At 35.8% G+C, this 24560-nt stretch carries 25 protein-coding genes and 2 tRNA genes; 10 read left to right on the plus strand and 17 right to left on the minus strand.

Going from position 1 to position 24560, the window contains the following annotated elements; translation table 11 throughout:
• From rsmH to PHF10_04505, 4 genes are all read left to right on the plus strand, one after another.
• Window positions 1-870 (plus strand): 16S rRNA (cytosine(1402)-N(4))-methyltransferase RsmH, encoded by an 870-nt coding sequence (rsmH, locus tag PHF10_04490; GenBank protein ID MDD5534980.1) that lies wholly within the window; start codon window positions 1-3, stop codon window positions 868-870.
• 21 nt (window positions 871-891) lie between these two features.
• Window positions 892-1221, plus strand: a complete 330-nt coding sequence (locus PHF10_04495; protein MDD5534981.1) for a hypothetical protein — start codon at window positions 892-894, stop codon at window positions 1219-1221.
• A gap of 24 nt (window positions 1222-1245) precedes the next feature.
• Complete coding sequence (locus PHF10_04500) at window positions 1246-2991, plus strand: penicillin-binding protein 2 (protein MDD5534982.1); 1746 nt, start codon at window positions 1246-1248, stop codon at window positions 2989-2991.
• Window positions 2992-3102: 111 nt separating this feature from the next.
• Window positions 3103-4359 (plus strand): UDP-N-acetylmuramoyl-tripeptide--D-alanyl-D-alanine ligase, encoded by a 1257-nt coding sequence (locus PHF10_04505; protein MDD5534983.1) that lies wholly within the window; start codon window positions 3103-3105, stop codon window positions 4357-4359.
• A 26-nt stretch (window positions 4360-4385) separates the two neighbouring features.
• On the opposite strand, the gene PHF10_04510 is transcribed toward PHF10_04505, so the two are convergent.
• Window positions 4386-5930: a tRNA uridine(34) 5-carboxymethylaminomethyl modification radical SAM/GNAT enzyme Elp3 gene (locus PHF10_04510; protein MDD5534984.1), complete on the minus strand. Its 1545-nt coding sequence runs from the start codon at window positions 5928-5930 to the stop codon at window positions 4386-4388.
• Between the two features lie 349 nt (window positions 5931-6279).
• Here PHF10_04510 and PHF10_04515 point away from each other — a divergent pair, with 349 nt between their 5' ends.
• The 4 genes from PHF10_04515 (at window position 6280) to PHF10_04530 (ending at window position 8900) form a co-directional block, all read left to right on the plus strand.
• On the plus strand, window positions 6280-6570 hold the full coding sequence (locus PHF10_04515) for a hypothetical protein (protein MDD5534985.1): 291 nt from the start codon (window positions 6280-6282) through the stop codon (window positions 6568-6570).
• 118 nt (window positions 6571-6688) lie between these two features.
• Window positions 6689-6770 (plus strand) — tRNA-OTHER (locus PHF10_04520).
• 525 nt (window positions 6771-7295) lie between these two features.
• On the plus strand, window positions 7296-8006 hold the full coding sequence (locus tag PHF10_04525; GenBank protein MDD5534986.1) for a methyltransferase domain-containing protein: 711 nt from the start codon (window positions 7296-7298) through the stop codon (window positions 8004-8006).
• Window positions 8007-8015: 9 nt separating this feature from the next.
• Window positions 8016-8900, plus strand: coding sequence for a hypothetical protein (locus PHF10_04530; GenBank protein MDD5534987.1), 885 nt, complete (start codon window positions 8016-8018; stop codon window positions 8898-8900).
• A gap of 10 nt (window positions 8901-8910) precedes the next feature.
• Here PHF10_04530 and PHF10_04535 read toward each other — a convergent pair whose 3' ends face one another.
• On the minus strand, window positions 8911-9117 hold the full coding sequence (locus PHF10_04535; GenBank protein MDD5534988.1) for a hypothetical protein: 207 nt from the start codon (window positions 9115-9117) through the stop codon (window positions 8911-8913).
• Window positions 9118-9155: 38 nt separating this feature from the next.
• Between PHF10_04535 and PHF10_04540 the strand changes: the two genes are divergently transcribed.
• Complete coding sequence (locus PHF10_04540) at window positions 9156-10553, plus strand: phosphomannomutase/phosphoglucomutase (protein ID MDD5534989.1); 1398 nt, start codon at window positions 9156-9158, stop codon at window positions 10551-10553.
• Between the two features lie 107 nt (window positions 10554-10660).
• On the opposite strand, the gene PHF10_04545 is transcribed toward PHF10_04540, so the two are convergent.
• The 3 genes from PHF10_04545 to trpS form a co-directional block, all read right to left on the minus strand.
• The gene (locus PHF10_04545) at window positions 10661-10900 is read right to left on the minus strand and encodes a hypothetical protein (protein ID MDD5534990.1); all 240 of its coding nucleotides are present in this window, start codon (window positions 10898-10900) and stop codon (window positions 10661-10663) included.
• An 83-nt stretch (window positions 10901-10983) separates the two neighbouring features.
• Window positions 10984-12534: a hypothetical protein gene (locus PHF10_04550; GenBank protein ID MDD5534991.1), complete on the minus strand. Its 1551-nt coding sequence runs from the start codon at window positions 12532-12534 to the stop codon at window positions 10984-10986.
• 4 nt (window positions 12535-12538) lie between these two features.
• A complete protein-coding gene (trpS, locus tag PHF10_04555; GenBank protein ID MDD5534992.1) occupies window positions 12539-13534 on the minus strand; it encodes a tryptophan--tRNA ligase in 996 nt (331 codons plus the stop codon).
• A 49-nt stretch (window positions 13535-13583) separates the two neighbouring features.
• Here trpS and PHF10_04560 point away from each other — a divergent pair, with 49 nt between their 5' ends.
• On the plus strand, window positions 13584-15368 hold the full coding sequence (locus tag PHF10_04560) for a PHP domain-containing protein (protein MDD5534993.1): 1785 nt from the start codon (window positions 13584-13586) through the stop codon (window positions 15366-15368).
• 59 nt (window positions 15369-15427) lie between these two features.
• Here PHF10_04560 and PHF10_04565 read toward each other — a convergent pair whose 3' ends face one another.
• From PHF10_04565 to PHF10_04620, 12 genes are all read right to left on the minus strand, one after another.
• A complete protein-coding gene (locus tag PHF10_04565; GenBank protein MDD5534994.1) occupies window positions 15428-16186 on the minus strand; it encodes a hypothetical protein in 759 nt (252 codons plus the stop codon).
• A 241-nt stretch (window positions 16187-16427) separates the two neighbouring features.
• Window positions 16428-16730, minus strand: coding sequence for a hypothetical protein (locus tag PHF10_04570; GenBank protein ID MDD5534995.1), 303 nt, complete (start codon window positions 16728-16730; stop codon window positions 16428-16430).
• An 18-nt stretch (window positions 16731-16748) separates the two neighbouring features.
• Window positions 16749-17369 carry a hypothetical protein gene (locus PHF10_04575; GenBank protein MDD5534996.1) on the minus strand — a complete coding sequence of 207 codons (621 nt, stop codon included), beginning with the start codon at window positions 17367-17369 and terminating at the stop codon, window positions 16749-16751.
• Window positions 17370-17455: 86 nt separating this feature from the next.
• The gene (locus PHF10_04580; GenBank protein MDD5534997.1) at window positions 17456-19495 is read right to left on the minus strand and encodes a sodium-translocating pyrophosphatase; all 2040 of its coding nucleotides are present in this window, start codon (window positions 19493-19495) and stop codon (window positions 17456-17458) included.
• 117 nt (window positions 19496-19612) lie between these two features.
• On the minus strand, window positions 19613-20020 hold the full coding sequence (locus tag PHF10_04585) for a hypothetical protein (protein MDD5534998.1): 408 nt from the start codon (window positions 20018-20020) through the stop codon (window positions 19613-19615).
• Window positions 20021-20042: 22 nt separating this feature from the next.
• Window positions 20043-20129, minus strand: a tRNA-Leu gene (locus PHF10_04590).
• Between the two features lie 52 nt (window positions 20130-20181).
• Entirely contained in the window at window positions 20182-21954 is a 1773-nt protein-coding gene (locus PHF10_04595; protein MDD5534999.1) for an ABC transporter substrate-binding protein, read from the minus strand.
• Window positions 21955-22047: 93 nt separating this feature from the next.
• The gene (gene secG / locus PHF10_04600) at window positions 22048-22281 is read right to left on the minus strand and encodes a preprotein translocase subunit SecG (protein ID MDD5535000.1); all 234 of its coding nucleotides are present in this window, start codon (window positions 22279-22281) and stop codon (window positions 22048-22050) included.
• Window positions 22282-22302: 21 nt separating this feature from the next.
• Entirely contained in the window at window positions 22303-23118 is an 816-nt protein-coding gene (locus PHF10_04605) for a bifunctional 5,10-methylenetetrahydrofolate dehydrogenase/5,10-methenyltetrahydrofolate cyclohydrolase (GenBank protein MDD5535001.1), read from the minus strand.
• 221 nt (window positions 23119-23339) lie between these two features.
• Complete coding sequence (locus PHF10_04610; GenBank protein ID MDD5535002.1) at window positions 23340-23738, minus strand: hypothetical protein; 399 nt, start codon at window positions 23736-23738, stop codon at window positions 23340-23342.
• A gap of 140 nt (window positions 23739-23878) precedes the next feature.
• Window positions 23879-24298: a hypothetical protein gene (locus tag PHF10_04615; GenBank protein MDD5535003.1), complete on the minus strand. Its 420-nt coding sequence runs from the start codon at window positions 24296-24298 to the stop codon at window positions 23879-23881.
• A 14-nt stretch (window positions 24299-24312) separates the two neighbouring features.
• Window positions 24313-24531 carry a hypothetical protein gene (locus PHF10_04620; GenBank protein ID MDD5535004.1) on the minus strand — a complete coding sequence of 73 codons (219 nt, stop codon included), beginning with the start codon at window positions 24529-24531 and terminating at the stop codon, window positions 24313-24315.
• Window positions 24532-24560 lie beyond the last annotated feature (29 nt).

The raw sequence follows: 24560 nt of genomic DNA on the forward strand, positions 1-24560 counted from the left end.
ATGGCACACACACCGGTACTTTTAAATGAAGTCATTGCATATCTGAATCCGCAAAAAAATAAAAATTTTATTGATTGCACGGTTGGCGGCGGGGGACATGCTTTAAAAATTTTATCTTTAACAAAACCTAATGGCAAGTTATTAGGTTTAGATTTGTCTCAAGAAGCAATTTTAAAACTTCAGCAAATAGAAGAACAGAGATTAATTTTAGTTTGCGACAATTTTGCTCATTTAAAAACAATTGTTGAACAGTATAATTTTGGTCCGATAAACGGTATTTTAATGGATTTGGGACTTTCGTCTGATCTTTTAGAGACAAGCGGAAGGGGATTCAGTTTTGCGAAAGACGAACCATTGGACATGAGATTCAGTCCGACTACTCAAGATTTCACCGCTCAAATGATTATCCGCCAATATCCAAAAGATAAATTAACGGAAATTTTCAGGAAATTCGGCGAGGAAAAATTTTCTCGTCAAATAGCAGAGGCGATAGTCAATATCAGAAAAAAAGAAAATATTACTTCAACTGTTCAATTGGCCGGTTTGATTGAAACAACTTTGGGAAGAAGGTTTCATATCAAAAGTTTGGCCAGAGTTTTTCAAGCTTTAAGGATTGAAGTCAATAATGAATTGGAAATTTTAGAACAAACATTAAATCAGGGGATGGAGATATTAAGTCCGGGAGGCAGATTGGCAGTGATCAGTTTTCATTCTTTAGAAGACAGGATTGTCAAATTATTTTTTAAAAAATTCAAGAAAGAGGGAATGGCGGAAATTATAACCAAGAAACCGCTTATTCCGACGGATGAAGAAATTAGAATCAACTCGCGCAGCAGAAGCGCCAAATTAAGAGTTGCAGAAAAAATATAATTATTATTTTATTTAAATTTTATGACTTCTTACAAAGTAATATCACAATCTAATTTAAGACAGGAGTCAGATAAATATTTTATTTTTAATGCTGTTGGGGCAGGTATTGTTTTGTTGATGGTAATTATTTCATTGACCCAAGTTAACGCCGGTATTTTTTACAGTTTAAAAATTAAACAAGCTAATTTTAGATTAACGACTTTAAGAACTGAGAATGAGCGTTTAGCCCAAGAAGTGTCTCAGCTAAATTCTCTTGCTAATATTGATCAAAACATTTCCGTTTTAGGCATGGTTAAAACTACTAAAATCAATTATCTTTCCCCAACAGAACAAACCCTTGCCAGACGTTAATTATTTAATGTTTAATAAGATATTATGCCCCGGCTCAAAATCTTGATAGTCGTTGTTTTTATTTGCGGATTTTTGATAATTGGCAGGCTTTTTGAGCTGCAGGTTTTGCGTCATGATTTCTATACCACTTCGGTTGAAAACAGGGGAGGGGTTAATGAAATAATTCCCGTTGAAAGAGGCAGAATCTTAATTGAAGACGGAGGCGAGACCTATCCGCTTGCCACAAATATTAATACTTATAATTTAATCGCTGTTCCGGCCAGAATTACCAATCCGGAAGAATGGCTGGAAAAAATGGCGCCTTATTTGAATTTCCATGATAATATTACCGGCGATCAAATAATTGAAGAAGGTGAAAAAACGGATGAATATAAAGCGATGATAGAGCGCCTTTCTCGCGAAAAAGATTTTTACGAATTATTAAAAAAAGAATTGACTATTAATGAAGTCAATGCCATTAAGAAGCTAAATTTAGAAGGTATTGATTTTGAAACAATTTCTAAAAGATATTGGCCGGAAAAAAATCTTTTCAGTCATGTAGTCGGTTTTGTTTCTCCATCAGACAATAAGCCAAGCGGTCAATATGGCATAGAAGAATTTTTTAATCAAGAATTAGAAGGCGTTCCTGGCCAAATGAAGGGTGAAAAAGCGCCGGGAGGATATTTAATCAGTTCTTCTTATCAAGAAATTAAAAAAGCGGAAAAAGGGGAAGATATAGTTTTAACTCTTGACCGATCTATACAATTTTTCGCTTGCCAGTTAATACAGCAAGCGGTAAAAGATTACGGCGCGGAAAGAGGTTCTATTATTGTTGAAGATCCTGAGAGCGGAAGAATATTGGCTTTATGCAATCAACCTGACTTTGATCCCAATCAATATTCAAAAATTAAAAATTTGGAAGTATTTAAAAATTCAGCCATTGATTATTCATATGAACCAGGTTCTATTTTTAAGGTGATCACCATGGCTGCCGCGCTTGATGCCGGAAAAGTTACTCCAGACACTTCGTACGTTGATACAGGATCTCTGACAATAGACGGACATGTTATTAAAAATGCCGCAGACAGAGTTTTTGGCAAAGCAACTATGACTAATGTTCTGGAAAGATCAATCAACACAGGAGCGGTATTTGCCGCCAAGGCCACGGGAAAAGAATCATTTAGAAATTATGTTAAGAAATTTGGTTTTGGCAGATTGACTGAAATAGAATTAAGCGGAGAGGCAAGCGGTAATATTGACAATTTGGAGCAGAAAGCGGAAATATATTTGGCCACCGCTTCATTTGGGCAAGGTATCAGTGTTACGCCGATTCAGATGATTAATGCCGTAGCTGCCATCGCCAATCAAGGTAAATTGATGAAACCTTATATTGTTGATAAAATTATTAAAAATGGTGAGACTATTCAGCGAGAACCGGTTTTTGTTCGCCAAGTTATTTCTTCATCAACCGCCGCTACTTTAACGTCAATGATGGTTTCAGTTTTGGAAAACGGCTGGCGAATAGGGGCGGGAGTGCCGGGATATTTTACGGCTGGCAAAACAGGAACTGCTCAAGTGGCCGGAACAAGCGGTAATTATTCTGAAAAAACCGTTCATTCTTTTATCGGATTTGCACCGGCAACCAATCCTAAATTCATAGCTTTGATAAAAATTGATAATCCGGCAACAGGGCATTTTGCCGATACGACAGCCGCGCCGACTTTCGGCAAGCTATCGGAATTTATTTTAAAATATTATAATATTCCACCGGACCGGCCAAATACAAAATAATCTTCAAGTTACAAGTAGTATTTAAATAGTTTTTGGTTATTGGTTTTTAGTTTTTAAACTGACAACCAGACAACCATAACCATTAACTAAAAATCATAAACCATTAATTAAATGAAAAAATTTATTCAAACATTATTAAAATTTTTTGCCAAACAGGCGATTATTAAATATAAACCGCTGATTATTGGTATTACCGGAAGCGTCGGCAAATCGTCCACCAAGGAGGCGATTTATCAAGTTCTTAAAAATCATTTTGTCTGCCGGCGAAATTTTAAAAATTATAATAATGAAATCGGCGTACCCTTAACAATTTTGGGTCAAGACGCGCCGGGTAAGAATTTAATCAGTTGGTTCAAAGTTTTTTTTAACAGCTTGGGAATAATTCTTTTTTTTCAAAAGTCTTATCCTAAAATTTTAATTTTGGAAATGGCCGCTGATCATCCGAGTGATATAAAATATTTAACCAAAATTGCGCCTTGCAATATCGGTGTTGTCACGGCTATCGGTTCTTCGCATTTGGAATTTTTCAAAAGCATAGAAAATGTGGCCAAGGAAAAACAAGAAATTATCAGTCATTTATTGCCAACTGGTTGGGCTATTTTAAATTCTGACGATGAGAGAGTAATATCGATGAAAAATAAAACAGAAGCTAAAATTTTAACTTATGGTTTGTCGGAAAAATCAGATGTTAAGGCTATAGAAATTATTTTAGATCAGGAGTGGGAGGACGGTAAATATAAAATTGAAGGATTAAGATTTAAGGTAAACTACAAGGGATCTATCGTACCGGTGTTTTTACCGAATATTATTGCTCGGTCTCAAGCTTATTCTGCTTTGGCGGCCATTGCGGTTGGTATTATTTTAGATCTTAATTTAATTGAAATATCTGAAGCTTTGAATGATTTTAGTCCCTTGCCCGGTCGGATGAAAGTGATAAAAGGCATTAATAATAGTTTGATTATTGATGATACGTATAATTCTTCTCCGGTTGCCGCTCAAAGCGCTTTAGAAACATTGGCTGAAATAAAAAAACAGCCGGATGCCAAGAAATGGGCTGTTTTGGGTGATATGTTGGAATTAGGCGCGGCAAGCCGCGGAGAGCATTTAAATTTAGGTAAAAATGTCGCTAAAGCAGGAATAGATTATTTGGTTTTTATTGGGAAAGAAGCTGAGACGGTTGTTGAAGCGGCTCAAGAAGCAGGATTAAATCAAGATCAAATTAAAATTTATCAAAATTCTGTTCTAGCCGGAGAGAGTATAAGTCAAGAAATTGAAGAAGGGGATATTGTTTTAATAAAAGGTTCTCGCGGCATACACATGGAGGAAATAGTGAAAAGGGTAGTGGCAAAAATCGGTGATATAGAATAAGTTGATAAGTAAATAAGCTAACTAAGTTAATAAGTCAAACTCTTTACCATATAAGTTTTTTCCAGTTTATAACCAAGTTTTCTGTAATATTCACGCACACCAACGCCGGCGATAACGGCGATTTTTTTATAACCTAATTTTTCGCTTATTTCTTCCGCCTCGCGCATTAATTTTTTCCCAAATCCCAAATGTTGGACGGCGACTGATTTTTTACTGATCGGAATAAGTTCGCCGTAAGTATGAACTTCGCGAATAATGGGATATGGTTTGGAAATTCTTAAACGTAAAAAAGCGGCTAATTTATTCGTTTTGAAATTTTCACAAGAAAGAAAAATTTCTTTTCCGCCGGAAGCAGAATATTCTCTGATCTTCATTTTTAAATTTTTAGCTTCAAATTTTGAATCCTTGATTTCTCTGCAACGGATACATTGGCATTCTTTGCCTAATTTTTTTAAATTTTTATCCAATACTTCGCGCAGATTTGAAATTTTACTTCCGCCCCTGATTTGCCAAGACGGGATATCTCTGATAACCCGATTAATTCTTACGTAATGCGGCACCAGTAATTTCATTTTAACTATAAGATCGATCAATTGGCGATTGGAATAAGGTTTATATTTTTTTTGTTTCCAGATTTTGTATAATTTGGAATTTCTGGTAACCACGCACGGATAGATTTTTAGCATATCAGGCCTGAAATTCGGATCATCAAATATTCTTTTAAACATTGCCAAATCTTTTTTTACTGAAGAACCGTATAGTCCGGGCATAATGTGATAACAAATTTTAAATCCGGCGTCTTTTAGAAGCTTAGTGGCTTCAATTATTCTTTGAACATTATGTCCGCGTTGATTTTTTTTCAAGATTTTATCATCAATCGCCTGAACGCCGATTTCTACTCTGGTACAGCCTAATTCTCTCATTTGAATAATTTCTTTGGGATTGATAAAATCAGGTCTTGTTTCAAGCGTTAGGCCAATGATTCTATGATGCGCCCTTTCATTTACTTTTTGAGCAATGGCCAGATTCTTGCTTGTTCGGCCATTGGCGCCGTCAAAACAACGTTTAATAAACCAATATTGATATTTTTTAGGCAAATAGCTCCAAGTGCCGCCGATAACGATTAATTCAATTTTATCAGTCGGATGTCCGTTTTGTTCCAGGACTTCAATTCTTTTTTTAACTTGCTGATAAGGATTATATTTTAAGGTTAAAGCCCGTTCAACCGCGGGTTCGCCGGCCAAATAACTTTTTGGGATATTTTTTTCCGTTGGGCAATAAATGCATTTTCCCGGGCAAGGCCAAGGCTTGGTTAAAACGGCCACTACAGCCACGCCGGAAAGGCTGCGCACCGGTCTTTTTTTTAGTTGTTTTTCCAGATAAAAACTTTTTTTAATTTTTTTGAGCAATCTTAATTTTTTGTAAGTATTTAAAATATCAATATTGCCGACAGGCGAGATTGATATTTCATTGCTTAATTTTTGTTTTAATTTCAAAAAATCCTCGCCTGAAGCGATTGGTTTTTGAGCAAGCTGTTTGACTAATAAATTGATTTTAGATTTATTATTCATAAGATTTTAAATACGAATCCTTACAAATCTAATAGATTACAAATTTTTACGAATAATTATTAAATTTGTAATTATTTGTAAAAATAAATTTGTAGTGATTAGCATTTAATTATTATATTTATTATAGATTTTTTTATGAAATTTGTAAATCCCGCATCTTGACAAAAGTTAAAAATTTGCTATTATAATATAAAAGGGGGTAAAAATGATCGTATTATTAATTGCTATTTGTACCAGCGTTGGTCCGAGTGATTCAACATTCAATAATTTTTTGAATGTCTTGCAGGACCATCCAAGATGTTTAAAGCAGGAAGAAGGTTGGTATTATCAAGACTTTTGGATTGAGGGGATGATACCAGACATAAAGTCAGTCGTAGTTACTGTCGGAACAGACCCTATCAGAAAGGGAGAAGAGATAGAGGTGACGGGTCCGTTAATTATGTATTGTAATGAAGTATTGGGAGACGGAGAAATAAGAATGGAATGCTTTCAAGATAGTAATATGGATGGGAAAGTAGATAAGTATGGTTTCTGCGAAGATGATCTTTGGCCGGTGCCGAAGAATAATACAAGCATCCAAAAGCGGTTTGATAAAGAAATTAAATGGATAACCGAATGGATTAAAATATACGAAAGATAAACAAACAAAAACAAGGGATGGTCTAAAAAGACCATCCCCCAATTTTATCTACTTGACAAAAGCTAAAAAATGTGTTATTGTATAAATATAATAATTTAACAATTTTGTTCGTTAAATTGGCAGTGACCGGTAAGTACAGGAGTACAACTCGGAAGGGTGACTGGTGAACCGAGTGGGTTCGATTCCCACCACTGCCACCAAAAAAATAATAAAAAAAGGAGGAGATAATGAAAAGGATAGTGGGAATTTTTTTGGCAATAGTAGGGTTTGTACTTTTGGGTTATTGTAGCTGGATGGCAAACGAGATGTATACTTTTAGTTTTAAAGTGGGCGTTCTTGCTGGGATAGGGGCAGTAGTCGGGTTGGGAATGATGGCGACGGGTATGTTTACTGCAATTATGAATATGTGGCCTTGGCAAAAGTGAGATTTATAAATAAAAAGGGTAATTCTACGGAATTTACCCTTTTTTAATTGGTTAAAAGTGATAAAATAGAAGGGCTTTGTCTATAAATTTCAATCCGCCAACTTGGGCGGAGCAGAAATTTTAGCAACAAAACCTTTACCAAGCACTCAGCACTATTTTAACTACTTAAAGAGTAAATTTATAAGTGGGTTGAATTATATATAAATTAATAAGTAAAATAATACTGAGTGCTCGGTACGCAAAATTATAGTTAAAAATTTTGCGTTATAAATAACTTAAATTTTTAAATAATTTTGGTACATGAAGTTAGAAAAAGCCAAACAAATTTTAGAAAATTCCAAAGATGCCTATAATGAGTCGGCTCAAGAATTTTCCGCTTCCAGGGCTCGTTATTGGCAGGAAATGGAGTCTTTTTTGGAATACGTTAAAGACGGGGACAAGGTTTTGGATTTGGGCTGCGGAAACGGCAGGTTATTGGGATTATTGAAAGATAAAAATATTCAATATACCGGACTTGATAAATGCGAACCATTGATTAATGTTGCCAAGCAAAGATTTAATCAGCACCGATTTATTGTCGGCGATATTATAGATTTACCGTTTCAAAGCGAGCAGTTTGATGTTATTTTCGCCATTGCGTCTTTGCATCATATTCCTTCAGAAGAGCTTCGTTTGAAAGTTTTAAAAGATTGTTATCAATTGCTTAAAAAAGATGGATATTTAATTTGTACGGTTTGGAATTTGTGGCAGCCGAAATTGATTTTTAAATATAAACTTTGGCCAGCGATTTTTAATTGGCGATTTAAAAAATTGGACAGGGGAGATTTTTTCATTCCTTGGAAAATACCGCCGCGAAAAATTTGGCGATATTATCACGCTTTTACTTTTAAAGAGTTGAGAAAATTGATAATATCGGCGGGCGGAAAAATAATTGACGAATATTACACGAAAAAAGGCAAAAAATCCAATTGGACAAAAGGCCATAATCTTGTTATAATTGCTAAGAAGTAATTAAAATATATGGTTGAAGGCAATAGACAATTTGAACAAACAAGAAATCCCAAACACAAATCGGTTGGTTTGATATTAAGGCAAATATACGAAGACATCAGGACTTTAAAAGTGAAAACAAGTGAGCAGGATTTTGATAAAAAATATGATGAATTACGCGAAAAATGCATTAATGAAAATCCCGGAGCCGAGTCTATGATTGCGGCATTTTTAGGCATTAAAGACATGGCGGAAGGTGAAAAAAAATTAGTTGAATTGCCCAGAGATGCCCGATGGACGCCGGAACAAAAAAAGAATTTTCAAAAATCTATGCGCGAATTGACCGAATGGCAATTTACCATAACTCATTGCGTTCTTCATGCAGGAGAAAATAAGGAACTTCTTGGTTCATTTTGGTCAGAGTGTGACAGATTAAATCGTTTATTTTCCGATAATTCATTTTTTATTTATAAAAAAGGGGTTATCGGCCAAGTCGGAGTTTATAAAATGATGGAACATTTTGGATTAAATCCGGAAATGCCTCCTCCATGGGAAGACGCTTTTGAAAAAACCGATTTAAAGGTTCATTTCCCAGGCGATAATCCAAATCCGGTTCAGACTAAATATATTCGCGGCACGGAAAAACCCATTTTTATTTCAACTGATGAAATTTCTCACCCGAATATCGTCCATTATGGAAAAGAAAAAAATATTCATATTTCCAATAAAGATATTGAAGAAATGATCCATTTAAAAGAAAAATGCGACGCTAGAGCTCAGCGCGAACATAAAGAAGTGGTTGGTTTTTATTTGGCTTGTCCTGATCACAGTTTTGATGATTTAACCGGCAAACCAACTGAAGAATTTTTAGCTCAAATTGAACCTGAAATTAAAAAGCATTTTCCGGAAAAATAAAAAGCCCCAGTTAAAACCAGGGCTTTATTTTTTCCCCTATTGTATCCTCGGCAGAACCAAACCAATAAGCTACAAGTAAACAAATAATCATTAAAGCGATAACGCCGAATATTGCGGTGGGATTAAATATTAAAACCAATACGAGACTAATAAGAGCAACAACCGTGAAAATAGCAGATACACAGTTATTAAAAAATCTTAAAAAGTGTTTTTTCATTTTTCCTCCTTTATTTCAAAATAACATATTTTATAAAAATGTCAAGCATAAATCAAAAAATTTTTCTCGCTTATGATATTCGGGGAATATACCCGAAGGATTTTAATGAAGACGCGGCCTATAAAATAGGTCGTGCTTTTGTTGATTTTCTTTGTTCCAAATTCCAAATTCCAAATTCCAAATTCAAAGTAGTTGTCGGCCGCGATTGCCGTTTGGCCGCGCCTAAAATTTTCAAGTCATTTTCTAAGGGCGTAATTGATCAGGGGGCAAATGTTATTGATATTGGCAAAGTTCCGGTTGATGCTTTGTATTTTGCGCTCCATTATTTTAAAACTGACGCCTCGGCGATGATTACCGCCAGTCATAATCCGCCGGAATATATTGGCATTAAAATGATGGCCAAAGATTCCAAATGTCTTTGCGCTGATTGGGGAATTCCGCAAATTAAAGAATTGGCGCTCAAGAATCAATTTATAAAAGCTAAACATCACGGCAAAGTTATTAAAAAAGATATTGTGCCGCACTATTTGAAATATATTTTGAATTTAGAAGATATCAGTTCAATTAAACCGTTAAAAGTGGTGGTTGACGCCAGTAACGGCATGGCCGGTAAAATAGTTAAATCATTGGCGAAAAAGTTGCCCATTAAATTAACTTGTCTTTATTGCAATCAAGATGGCTCTTTTTTAAATCATCCGTCGAACCCGCTTCTTCCCGAAAGCACGCGTGATTTACAAAAAGAAGTGATAAAACAGAAAGCGGATTTCGGATTAATTTATGACGGTGACGGAGACAGAACGATTTTTATTGACGAAAAAGGACAAGCGGTGAGCGGCGATATGCTTATTATTTTGTTTGCTTCTTATTTTCTTAAGAAAGAGCAGGGAGCGACCATTGGTTATAATTTGATTTGTTCAAAAAGCGTGCCGGAAATAATTCGAGAAATGGGCGGAAAACCGTTGCGCACCAAAACAGGCCAATCGTTAGTCAAAGAAATAGCTAAAAAACATCAGGCGATTTTTACCGGTGAAATTTCAGGACACATTTGTTTCCGCGATACTTTTTATGTTGAATGCGGAGGATTAATTTTGCTTTTAATGTTAAAAATTTTATCAGCGACCAAAACACCGCTTTCGCAAATAATCAATAATTTTAAACGTTATTACCGCCTCGGAGAAATTAATTTTGAAGTAAAAAATAGCCAGGCAATTATTAAAAAAATAGCTGAAATATATAAAGACGGCAAACAAGATTGGTTGGACGGTTTGACCGTGGATTATTGGAGTTCTCCCGCCGTAAAGGGCGGGACAAGCTGGTGGTTTAATATTCGTCCTTCAAATACAGAGCCATTATTGCGACTGGTGATTGAAGCTGAAAATAAAGAAAAAGCAGAAGAGGAATTTAAAAAAATTAGTAGAATTATCAAAACAGCATAAAAATAGAAAGGATACAAAAAGTAACGGCCGTTACAATTCGTATCATCAAAAAAATTAAATACTTACTTAATTAAATAGGGGTTGCTTATTAGCAACCCCTTTATTTTTTATTTTTTTTGCCAGTCCTCATCTATTTCTACGTCCTTAAATATCACCGTGTGGCATACTGCTATATAAGCAGTGCTTTTTTCAACATGAGAGCCGTCAACGTTTACATTTTTATCTTTGAAGATAATTATGATCGGTTTACCATTGGCGTCTGCTGTAATTTCCAATATTTTTACATTATCGTACTCTTCGTTAATTCCTGCCCCCACGATACGAAAACTCTGTATTTTTTCTTTCATTTTTATCACCCCCTTTTTTTTACTGAAATTATTATAACATTTTTTATAAATCCGTCAACTCTGTTTTTTGTTTTGTTTATAGTTCAAACCTCTTTTAATTCTTGCATTGCTTCCTCAATGCGGGTCAACTCATCTTCGGCTGCTTTTGCTGCAATTTCTTCTGCTCTGGGGATGGGGTAACCTTTATTATCAAGTTTGGCCTTACCAGCTTCATAGGTTTTGTGCGGCGTAAAAGCAAGATATATTTCTAAATATCTTTTATATCTTTCTTCATATTCTTTTGTTCCATGTTTTAGCCCTGGAGTAAACGCTATTGCTTGAGTAAATTCTTTTTCAATCAGTTCTTTTTCTTTATTATCAAGGCCACTATGCTCATAAGTTTCATATGGCACCCAGGCGCGGAATTTTTTTAGATATTCTTCTGTCCCAGGTTTTAGCCCCTTAGCAATCATTAATCCATTAAATTCTCTTTCAAACCAGTTTTCTCCTTTTTCGTCCCGCATATAATAACGCAGGGTATTTTTTATTTTTTCTGATAAATATTCTACACGCTCAGCAGTTTTAATGATTTTTTCGGTAGGTAGGTTGGGCTGTTCTCCTTCTGGTAGTTCAACATTTTTGCGGTGCCTAAATTTTTTTCCCATCTTTCCTAAAACCCATGAAAAATTATCCCACCACAAATAGTCATTAGCCCATCGACGATTTTTGCGATATGAGTTTAAACAAATTAAAGACTTTTCAGAAGGGTCTCCGTCGTGAGATTGGTTTGTCTCTTGGGTTTCTTTTATAATCTCAGTTACTTTCTGTTCAATCTGGGACGCAGGTAAGAAGCACAGTTTAGGAAATTTTTTTATCTCTCGACAATATTCATCTTCAAATCTAGAAAAAGAACCAGGCTTGCTTGCTTTTGATGCATCAATTAATATTGTAGAGTGATTTTCCCAACATTTTTGTGTCTGAGAGGGTACTGAATCGAAAGAGGTATATTTAAGATCCGCATTGGGTGAGGCCTTGGTAGATTTAATCCGAAAATTATTTATACTTAAGACAAGACTATCGATTTTATTATTTTCTATCCAGGTTTGTGCTGTATTCAGAATAGCCAATTTTTTATTTGATTGCCATTCTTTAGTTTTTTGTACATCTTGAGCAAATTTTTGACGAAGACCATCAATAAATTTTTGTTTCTGCTCATCGGGAATATTTTCTTTGTCGGATAATTTCTCAAATTGAAAATTAAGTTGGGTATTAAGGGAAGAGGGACCATAACTATAAATCGTGCCGGCCCTAGCGTTAAAAATAGCCAATACTGGAGTTCTAGTTTGCCGTGAAAATTCCTGACAAAAATTATTGGTTAAGACTGATTCGTTACTAACTGGTTTTATTTGATCTTCTACTTCTATAGTATACCCTAACGTATCAGGGTTATAAAAGAAGTGTTCTATTTCTATATTGTATTTTTTCGCTAATTCAATTCTTTTTTTAATTTCTTCTTCAGTAGCAAAATTTTTTTGTTTGGCAAATTCTAACGCCTCTTCCCAGGCAGTGGGTAGGACGTCTTGAAGTATTTTTTCCGGCGTTTTTTGGGGCTCTTTTTCTGGTATAAATTGTGGTTTTTCTAATGTTTCGAGCATAGTTTTATAACAATCCCATTTTTCCCTTGATTTCAATCATGTTTTTTTGCGCAATCTTTCTGGCTCGCTCAGTTCCGTCAGCCAGAATTTTTTTTATTTTCTCCGGATTTTTTGCCAGTTCTTTTATTTTTTTCTGGATTGGCGCCAATTCTTTGGCTAAATTATCAGCTAATAATTTTTTACATTCCAAACAGCCGATTTGCGCTTTTTGACAGCCTTTGGCAATATAATCCAATTCTTTTGAAGAAGAAACCAATTGATGGAGATGATAAAGGTTGCATTTGTCAGGCGTGCCAGGATCGGTTTTTCTCTGACGAGCCGGATCAGTCATGGCAGTGGAAAGTTTTTTAAAAATAATTTCCGGCGAATCGGATAAAGAAATATAAGTTTCCGGACCGTGAGATTTTGACATTTTTTTGGTCGGATCAGTCAAACTCATAATTCGCGATCCTTGAGTTAAAATTGATTTTGGCTCGGGAAACGTTTGACCGAATGTTTTATTGAATCTTCTGGCAATTTCTCTGGTTAATTCCAAATGTTGGACCTGATCTTCGCCAACCGGGACAATTCCCGCCTTATAAAGCAAAATATCAGCAGCCATTAAAACTGGATAATCAAAAAGCCCCATATTGACGCTTTCCGAATGTTCTTGGCTTTTTTCTTTAAATTGAGTCATGCGGCGAAGTTCGCCAATCGGAGTAATCGTATTTAAAATCCAAGCCAATTCGGTTACTTCCGGAATTTGCGATTGAACAAAAAGAATTGATTTTTTTGGGTCAATACCGCAGGCGATGTAATCCATGGCCAAATCTAAAATTTTATCTTGCATTGTTTTCGGGTCATAAGGCACAGTGATGGCATGATAATCAACAATACAAAAAATGCTTGGATATTTTTCTCGAAGTTTTACCCAATTTTTAATTGCTCCAAAATAATTTCCGATATGGAGCATTCCGGTCGGTTGTACTCCGCTGAATAAAGTCATGATTATATTATACATAATGATAATAGGCTTGTCAATTTGTGTGAGTAATTTACAATAGAAGGGTATGATAAATCAAGAATTAGCAAAAATATTTTACGAAATTGCCGAATACCTTGAAATGCAAGGAGTGTCTTTTAAACCCTATGCTTATCAAAAAGCGGCCCTTACTTTGGAAACACTGGAAGAATCAGCGGAAGATATTTATCACAAAGACGGACTAAAAGGCTTGGAGAAAATTCCCGGAGTGGGCGAGAGTATTGCTTTGAAAATGGAAGAATATTTAAAAACAGGCAAAATAAAATATTATCAAAAATTAAAAAAACAAACACCGGTTAAAATAGATGAATTAACGGCGGTTGAAGGAATGGGTCCTCAAAAAATAAAAATACTTTACGAAAAATTAAAGATTAAAGATTTGAAAGATTTGGAAAAAGCGGCTCAGTCGCACAAAATCGCTCCGCTTTTCGGCTTTGGCGAAAAAACTGAAAAAAATATTTTGGAAGGAATTGAGTTTTTAAAAAGGAGTAAGGGGAGATTTCTTTTGGGGGAAATTTTGCCCATGGCCAAAGAAATTTATCAAAAATTGGAAAATTTAAAAGAAGTGGAAAAAGTGGACATGGCCGGTTCTTTGCGAAGAAGACAGGAAACCATCGGCGATGTTGATTTTTTGGTAATTTCGGAAAATCCAAAAAAAGTGATGGATTTTTTTGTTTCTTTGCCCGGAGTAATAAAAGTTTGGGGCAAAGGTATGACAAAAGCTTCAGTCAGAATGAATAACGGTTTTGATATGGATATTCGAGTTGTGCCAAAAAACAGTTATGGCGCGGCTCTTCAATATTTCACCGGTTCAAAAGATCATAATATTGTTGTCAGGAAAATAGCCATGGAAAAAGGATTAAAACTTTCCGAATACGGACTTTTTCGCGGTTCAAAAATGATTGCCGGAAAAACCGAAGAAGAAATTTATAAAGCTCTCAATATGAATTGGATACCCCCGGAGATGCGGGAAAACAGAGGAGAGATAGAGGCGGCTTTAAAAAATAATTTGCCGAAAATTATCGATTATAATGATATTAAGGGCGATTTGCATTGTCATTCCAATTGGGATGGCGGAGAAAATACGATTCTTGAAATGACTGATAAAGCCATGGAAATGGGTTATGAATATATTGGTATTTCCGATCACACAAAATTTTTAAGAATTGAAAATGGATTGGACGAGAAACAACTTTTAAAACAGCACGAAGAAATAGAAAAATTAAATTCCAAATTTCGGCCTAAGGCCGACCAGCCTCGGGCTGGCAAGATTCTTACCTCCACTAAAGTTATAGTGGATGAGCAAAATTCCAAATTCCGCATCTTGCACGGCTGCGAAACAAATATTTTAAATGACGGTTCAGTTGACATTAAAGATGAGGTTTTAAAGAAATTAGATTTTGTCATTGCCGGCGTTCATTCCAATTTTAAATTAAGCAAAGAAAAAATGACGGCCAGAATAATCAAGGCGATGAAAAATCCGAATATTGATATTATCTCGCATCCGACCGGCAGAATCATCAAGAAAAGAGAAGAGTATCAAATTGATTTTAACGAAATTTTAAAAGCGGCAAAACAAACAGGCACAATTTTGGAAATTAACGCTCATCCGGTGAGATTGGATTTAAACGATCAGAATATCCGCCGAGCAAAAGAAATGGGAGTAAAAATGATTATCAATACGGATGCGCATCACAGAGACCAGATGAAACTTATGGAATTCGGCATTGCTCAAGCCAGGCGAGGTTGGGCGGAGAAAAAAGATATAATCAATACTCAGCCGCTGGAAAAATTATTGGAATATCTAAAATAAAATAGAGAATAATTTTAAAATTAAAAATCCCCGAACTAAGTTTAGTTCGGGGATTTGTTTTATTTTTCAAACATTTCTATTGCCGTTTGCAGATAGGCGATAGCTTTATCCAATTTCAGATGATCGTTACTGTCTCTGAGTCCACCCTCGGCATCAATGCTCACATTTGGGAAATTCCTAATAATTGGTTCAATCAGATGCAACGTATCCGGATTCAAACCGCCGGCTATCCCAATTCCTACATCCATATTTTTTATCGTAGGCATTAGAACATCAAGATATCTTTTCGTCTCCAATATATCCAATACTCTGCCATAACCGCCGCTGGAGTCCAATAAAACATGATTCACAAATCCTTTATATTTCATTATTCTATTGGCACATTCTTGAGGATTATGACCAACCATTTCGAGAGCATGATTCCCAATCTGCAAGATTATTTTTACTCCGGGATTTTTTGCCCGATACATCTTCAAAACATAAGGATCCGGCCAGGCCATATTAAGTTGAAAACCATGCAGATATTGACCGCTTATAGCAGTTAATTTTCCCAGCTGGTCATAAAGAATATCCCTCTCTTTGGTGTTAAAATGGATTAAACTCAGAACTTGTGGGTTGTCGGGGAAAATTTTGTAAATTTGATTCAATGATGGATAGCGGCCGGGAAATTTTTCATTTTTTAAACCCCCTAGGGTTTTGGAATTTGCCAAAACTCCGACCATGATTTTTCTGTTTTCCGGTATTTTCACCTTTAATAAAATTTCAGAAACTTCCTCCGGTTTCATAAAACCCGTAATTCCAATATACGGTTTCTCCATTTTTTCCTCCCTGTCTGCCAATAGCAGGCTTTTTTTAAAGTGCTTTTTATTAAAGCGATTATTCGGCTTTAACTTTAGTCATTATTTTATCATAAAAATCAATTTTTGTCAACCCCCACACCAAATGGCAATATTTTTTTATTTGTGTCCAAAGGCGCTAATCGCCATTCTGGTGTGAGAGTCAACCCCGTTTTATTCAATTAAAAAAGGGCGAATTATATTTATTCGCCCTTTTATTTTTTTAATTTTTCAGGATTCTTTTTTTCAATTGTTTCGGCCCGTTTTTACAAAATTCTTTTTCAATCGCAATGGTCATACTAAACCCAAAATTGCCTTCTATCATATTAAGCCAACTTCTTAACAACATACAATATTCCGGAGAGCTAGTATATCCATTCTCTATCCGTTGATAAAGCGTTACTCCATATTTTGGAAATAAGGCAATGAAATCTTTGGCCATCTCTTGAGTAAGTTCTTCTATTTTTTCAGTATATTTAGAACGTAATTTTGTCGACGCTCTATTAATTTTTTTGATACCATCCATTTTTCACCTCCTTTTTTGTTATTTTTCAATCGGATGAGACATAATTTTTTTCAAGACAATTTTATTAAGATATTGTCTGAATTCATCCATTACCTTGGCAGTGCTGAATGATTTCGGTTCATTACCTTCAGGGTCATACTCACGACCCAAATCATTAGTATGCACCAGAAGAGGAGGTCGGCATCTTGGATGCGTATGCGGTATTCTATCGAATTTGTCTTCACTATTTTTTCCGCAATGGCATTCACCTTTGTATTCAAGATACATTCTCGGTTCTTTTCTGAGCTTGCTGTTAACCTTTACGTTATTTATAAATTTATCGCGATCTCGCTCCCAATTGTCGCCGACATAGAGATAGAAAGTAGGGCCGGATTCGTCTTCATAGACATTGAGTTGCTTTTTGGGAATCACGATTCTGGTTATAAACGCAATAGCGCCATCAGTTATAGGACGGGGTTTATAATAAAAATAGAGTTCAAAATCTTGTCCTCTGACATACCTCACGCAAAAAAGTTCTTCTTCATCGAATTCCACTTTGATGCCGGGTACTTGCCAATTACGCTTTTTAAGTTCGTGAAGAATTTTTTCACAAACACAACCAAATGGAAATTGTCGACTGACGGAAATAGGTTTTGCCATTTTTCCTCCTTGTCTGCTGATTTGCAGACTTTTTTATTTTTAAGAACTGTTATTATTTAAGCAAATTTTTCGGTTTTTGTCAAATTTTATTTCAATAAGAATAAAGGCAATAAAACCAAAGTTAGAGTGGAAAGCAATTTAATCAAAACATGAAGCGAAGGACCGGCGGTGTCTTTAAATGGATCGCCGACTGTGTCGCCGACAACTGTGGCTTTGTGCGTGTCTGAACCTTTGCCGCCGAGATTTCCGATTTCAATGAATTTTTTCGCATTATCCCAAGCTCCGCCGCCGTTATTTAAAACCAAAGCCAATAAAATTCCGGCAATCGTAGCAACCATTAAAAAGGCGCCGATTACTTCGGCTTTGAAAATAATACCGATTAAAGTCGGCAATAAAATCGCCACCAAGCCAGGTAAAATCATTTCTTTTAAAGCGCCCTTGGTGGTAATATCAACGCAGCGAGCATAATCCGGTTTAGCCAAACCTTTCATAATATCCGGATTTTTTTTGAATTGATCACGCACTTCATTAATAATATAGTAAGCACCGCGGCTGACTGCGCGAATAGCCAAAGAAGAAAAAAGGAAAACCAACATTGCTCCCAATAATCCGCCGGTGAAAACAGCCGGTTTGGCCAAGTCAATACTTGTTAAATGAGCGTCGGTTAAGAAAGCGGAAAAAAGCAAGAACGCAGCCAATGCGGCAGAACCGACAGCATAACCTTTTGTTAAAGCTTTAGTCGTGTTGCCGACAGAATCCAAACGATCGGTAATTTTGCGCACCTCAGGAGATGCTTGCGACATTTCAACAATTCCTCCGGCATTATCGGTAATCGGACCAAAAGTGTCCATGGCTAAAATATAAGCCGCAGTAGATAACATTCCCATTGTGGCAATAGCCGTGCCATAAAGTCCGCCCTGATTCAAACCTGACATTTTTCCCAGCCAATAAGAACCCAAAAGCGCGGCGCTGATTACAACAGCCGGTAAAGCAGTACTTTCTAAAGCAACAGCAAAACCGGAAATAATATTTGTCGCAGCTCCGGTTGTTGATGCTTGAGCAATTGATTTAACAGGACGATAACGATATTCGGTATAATATTGAGTGATTAATAAAAAGGCGACGCCGGTCAATAGACCGACTAGGCCGCAAGTGAAAAATAATAACCAATGTGAATGCAAGAGCCAATGAGTGGCAAAACCAAAACCGATTGCCGCTAAAACAGCGGTTAAATAAAATCCGCGATTTAAAGATTTCATCGGATCTTCACTGCCTTTAACTTTTACAATCATTATTCCAAAAATGGAAGCGATTAATCCGAAAGCGCGGGCAACCAAAGGAAAAATGATTCCGGCTAAACCGAAAATTGGGAACAAAGCAATTCCTAAAATCATGGCGCCGATATTTTCCGCAGCCGTGCTTTCAAACAAATCCGCTCCGCGGCCTGCGCAATCTCCGACATTATCACCAACCAAATCAGCGATAACAGCCGGGTTTCTGATATCGTCTTCGGGAATGCCGGCTTCAACTTTGCCGACTAAATCAGCGCCGACGTCAGCCGCTTTGGTGTAAATTCCTCCGCCCAATTGAGCGAATAACGCCACCAGTGACGCGCCAAATCCAAAACCGACAATTGTTAATGGAACGATTTCAGGATTTTTTAAACCGCCGTATAAAACAAAAAGTCCGGCTACGCCTAAAAGCGATAAAGCCACGACTAAAATTCCGGAAACAGCGCCGCCTCGCATTGCCATTTTTACCGCCAAATCAACATTTTTCGTGGAAGCGACGGCAGTGCGCAAATTGGCTCGTACTGAAATATACATGCCGATAAAACCGGCTAAGCCGGAACAAAACGCGCCGGCGATAAAAGCGATGGCTGTTTTAACTCCCAAATTAAGATCGTCATTAAACGCGTAAAGGCAAAAAATTAAAATGGCGCACAAAGAAGTAATTAAAGCAATGGTTGAATATTGTCTTTTTAAAAATGCCATTGCTCCTTGTTTGATAGCCAGAGCGATTTCTTGCATTTTATCCGAACCTTGGTCGCTTTTTAAAACAAAGCGCGCTAGAAAAAAAGCAACGATTAGGCCTGTTAAACTGATACAAAATACAGTGATCAACATAATTTTTATTAAATTAATTATAAAGTATTGTAAATTTTATCAAATATTTATTTTTTGTCAAGATTATTAAAAATAAAAAATAGCTAATTAATAATTAAATTAGCTATTTTTTATAAATTATAAAAACTTTATTTTTTCTTTATTTACTGTTAAAAATTCTTTTTTAACCGCTAATTGCGGGAATTTTTTGCGAATGATTTTCTCGGCTTTTTCCAATTCTTTCTTGTGAAATTCAATTTCTTCTTTTTCTGATTTAAAATTTTTACTTCCGCCATAAGCTCCGCAATCTATGTGATTCACCAAAATTATTGAGTGCGGGTGATGCAATTTTATAGATATTCCGATATTTTCCAAAAGAGTTATTTTGTTTTCTTTTTTAGCCGGCGAAGTTAAATTTTTGATCGCTCCGGCTATTGTAATCAAATCAAAGTGGCCGTATTTTTCTTTTAAAAGCGGTAAGGCCTGAGGCCAAAAACGGTAATCAATACAAGAAATAACAATTGATAAGTTTTTTTGATGCAGCATATTATTTTAATAATTTTTTATTTGGTGCCGGAGGAGAGATTTGAACTCTCATAAGCTTGCGCTTACAGCGCTCTGAACGCTGCGTGTATACCAGTTTCACCACTCCGGCAAAAGTATACCAACTTGCCCCGCTTTTCGCGGCGGGGTTCCACCACGTGGGCCTACTTCCAAACCATCTTTGTTTTAATATACCAATTTTCAATATTGATAAAACGATCTGATGGTCGGTGAATATAATTGATATCTATCCCTTTTATTTTTTTATCAACCAGGTAGCTGTAAGTGGTATTGTATAAGAAAACGGCCGGAATATTTTCAGCGATAATTTCTTGAAAGTCGCCCCAATATTTTTTACCTAAATTATTTCCTTTTGTTTTTTCCGCTTTTTCCAATAATTCATCAGCCTTTCTATTATTAAAACCGCTTAAATTCAAACCCGGAGGCGCGATTTGCGAAGAATGCCAAAGAAAATAAGGATCGGAATCGGAATTAGCCAAAACGCCATAAAGAAAACTTTGAAAATTACGCGCTTTGATAACTTCAGCAATTTGGTCCGGTGAAATGGTAATTGATTTTATTTTAATGCCGATATCTTGCCAGGCGGTTTGAATTAATTTAGCAGTTGTTTCCAAATCAGGCTGACTGACCGTAGTGAGAGTTATTTCCAATTCTTGTCCGTTTTTTTCAAAAATTCCCCGCTGATTTTTTTGCCAACCGGCTTGAGTTAAAGTTTTTTCCGCCAAAGACGGATTAAAACTGTATTTTGTAATATTCGGATTGTAAGCGGAAGAAAAAGGGAGGATAGCGCTGTCTATAATTTGCCCTTCTTCGTTTAAAACATTTTTAAAAATTTGATTTTTGGGTGTTAAATAAGCCAATGCTTCTCGAACAGATTTATCTTTTAAAGGAGAATTTTGATCTTTAAGATTAAAAAAGATAACAGTATAATATGGCAAGTTAAGGGGGTAATGTTTGATATTTTTAAGACCGGACACTTCGTCTCTTATTTTTTTAGGAGCATATCCCAGACCGATAATTTCTTGATTTTTTAAAGCTTTGGCTGCTTGATTGAAATCGGAATAAATTTTAAAAGTTATTTCTTGTAGATTTGCCACGTGTCCGTAAAATTTTTCATTGCGTTCCAAAGTATATACTTTAATAACATTAGATCTGTCTTGGGTTAAAGATTTAAATTGAAACGGACCACTTCCTATTGGTTTGAGATTAAATTCTGATTGAGAAAAAATTTCCGGTGTAATATTTTGCCAAATGTGTTTTGGTAAAATTCCCAAGGCAAGGGCGGACATAAAAGCGTCTGAAGGATTTTTTAATTTAAATTGAACGCAATTTTCATCAAGCTGTTGAGCTTCTGATTCTTTAATCAAGGATTTAAATTGACTTTTAGAAACATCACTTTGAGCCAAATTAAAAGTGAATAATATGTCTTCAGGGGTTAATTTTTCTCCGTCATGCCAAAATATATTTTTTTTAAGACAAACTGTGTATTGTTTTTTATCTTGGCTGACCGAAACATTTTCAGCCAAATCAGGTTTTAATTCCAAGTTTTTATTATATTCTAAAAGTCCGGAAAAAATCAAACGGGATAAATCCAAATCCATGTCATCGGAAGCGAGAAGAGGATTAATAAATTTTGGCTCACTGACAGATCCTTCAATATAATATCCGCCGCTGATAGGTTTTGTTTGTAAATTAAAAAACCAAAAACGCCCGACAAGAAAAATAAAAGAAAAAAGAGTCAGGCATGTCAGAACAATAACAACTCTTTTCTCTTGAATAGTCAGAAAACGCCCGACATATTTTATTTGTTTTAAAGTCGGATGTTTTTTATTGAATATTTGTTTGAAAATTCGGTGCTCAAATTCCGGAATAGCAACAAACCGATTTTTCAATCTTTGTACAATTTTTTTGATCATGGAGAGTTTTTCTATTGCCAAGCGAGCGAGGGAAATGAAAATAGTAAATTTTTATTTCCGAGCGAGCACAGGCAAAAAATGGTTTAATAACCTTTACTTGGCGATAATTAATTGAACCACTCCCAAGATGAGAAAGGCAACTGCGGCTACGGCAGTAATCGCGAAGATAATTTTTTCAAGTCCTCGTTTGGTGTGATAAACATCACCGCCACCGCCTCCGCCGAATAATCCTGACGCACCTCCGCCTCTTGCTTGCAAAAGCACTCCACTGATAAGAACAGCGGAAACGACGATTTGAACAATGTTGAGAATTTGAGATGTAGACATATAAATTTTTTTATTAATTAATTATTTCTTAACTGTTGCTAAATAGGTATTTTTTAATAAAAATGCGACGCTTAGCGGACCAATGCCGCCGGGAACAGGCGAAAAGTAAGAAGCTTTTAAGGCAACTTTTGGATCAACATCTCCGGCCGGTTTGTTATTAACTCGGTTATAACCAACGTCTATGACAATGGCATTTTTTTTGATTATTTCTGATTTGATAAAATGAGGTTTGCCGATAGCGACAATCACAATATCCGCTTTTTTTATTGCTGTTGGATTTTTTATTTTTCCTTTAACCAAATAAACGCATTGAGATTTTATTTTTTGGCGAATCAATAATTCGGCCAATGGCTGAGCGAAAATCGGATTCTTGGAAATAATCACCGCTGTTCTCCCTGCCTGCCGGCAGGCAGGTTTTTTTTCTTTCGCGACTTGAATCAGTTTTAAAACAGCTAAATGAGCAGGTGAAGAGAAAAGAGATTGTTTAACAAAACCGTCAACATCTTTTTCTGGCAAAATTGATTGAGCGATTAAATTTGAATTCAAATGTTTGGGAAGAGGGAATTGGATAATAATGCCGTGAACATGAGAATTGGAATTAAGTTTTTGAATTAAATCCAAAACTTTTTTTTGGCTGACGTTATTTTTCAAATCAAAACGAACAAATTTAATGCCGATTTCTTGGGCCGCTTTTTCTTTTAATCTGACGTAAACTATTGAGCCCGGGTCTTTGCCGATTAGAATTACTGCCAAGCAGGGTTTTGTCCTTTGCCTTTTAATCGTTGTTTTCAGGTCCTGAAGTATTGTTTTGGCTATTTTTTTCCCGTTTAAAAACATAGAATTATTATACCAGAAAGTTAAAAATAGGGAAGAGGGGCGGCCATTAGGTTGGCCGCACGAAAAGACTCCGCCAGCTGGCGGACCACTCGGACTCCGTGACGCTTTTCTTTGCGGCGCAATCTGATGGCCTAAGGGGGTAAAAAAAGGAATATTGGGAATAATTTTGAAAAATCAATAGCCCTGGCGACGATGCGCCAGGGCTATATTTTGTTTTCGATTTAAATAATAACTGTCACCAACCAAAATCCTAACCAGATTAGAATAATTTCGGGGATTACGGAAATAAACAGGGCGCTCTTTTTTATACCCAATTCATTGACAATGTAATCGACTTCAATAATGAATCGACGGGCAAGAAAGGCAACACCAATAATAAGAATAATAAGAACATCCAGAGAGGTTGCAAAAAAAGTTAAAAAGATAAAAACACTAAAAACAACAGCAGGTAAGATGATAGGAATAGCAGTAGTACCAGTAAAGCAAAGTAGAATACAAGGAATAGCAAGAGTTAAACCACCCGCAGACATAACATCTCCACTTCTTAGATTTAATGTTATAGCAAATATACTAATCACAACAATAAGACTGATAATCTCAGTCCAAATTAGTTTTTTCATTTTTTCTCCTTTTGTTGAATTGTTAAATAACTAATTTAACGGTTATTATATATAAATATAATAGCAAATTTTTTGGTTTTTGTCAAGTTAAAATCAATAGCCCTGGCGACGATGCGCCAGGGCTATATTTTGTTTTCGATTTAAATAATAACTGTCACCAACCAAAATCCTACCCAGATTAAAAATATTTCTAATACAGCCGATATTAAAACATTTTTCTTCTTAAATCCCAGACGTAAGACGGCCCTGAAAGAGATTAGGGCAAAAATACCGACAATAAAGAAAAGAATTGAGCGAACGATGGCGGAAGAGAAAGAAGCAAAGATGAAAAGGGCGGCGAAAGCAGAAACTAGGAAAGCCGCAGAGGATTCATAGGCAAAAAAGTCTTCTTGAATAGCGGCAAAGAATAGGGTAATAAAGCCAGACGTAAAGGCGGCGATACAGACAGAATCAGCAAGGGTAGCAAACGGAAATTTATATTTTTGAAAGTAAAACCCAATTCCAAAAATTACAATTGTAACGATAATAGCAAATAATTCGGCCCAAATTAGTTTTTTCATCTTTTCCCCCTTTTCTACTTTACTAAACCAGTTTTAATAAATATTGAAAGGCTTCCCCAGATAGTCCCAAAGAATATCAAGAGAACACTCAGTAGTACTACTATAAACGTTATCATATTTTTTATGTTCTTATCTTTCACTTTATATATTATAAACCAATTGCCACCAAGCGCTAATCCTATTCCTGCTACCATCATACTAATTGGTATCCAAGTTGATATTTGTATATTCATTTTTCCTCCTTTTGTAAGGAACAAAGTTT

This window comes from Patescibacteria group bacterium, assembly GCA_028716665.1.
GTDB lineage: Bacteria > Patescibacteriota > Patescibacteriia > UBA2591 > JAQUPP01 > JAQUPP01.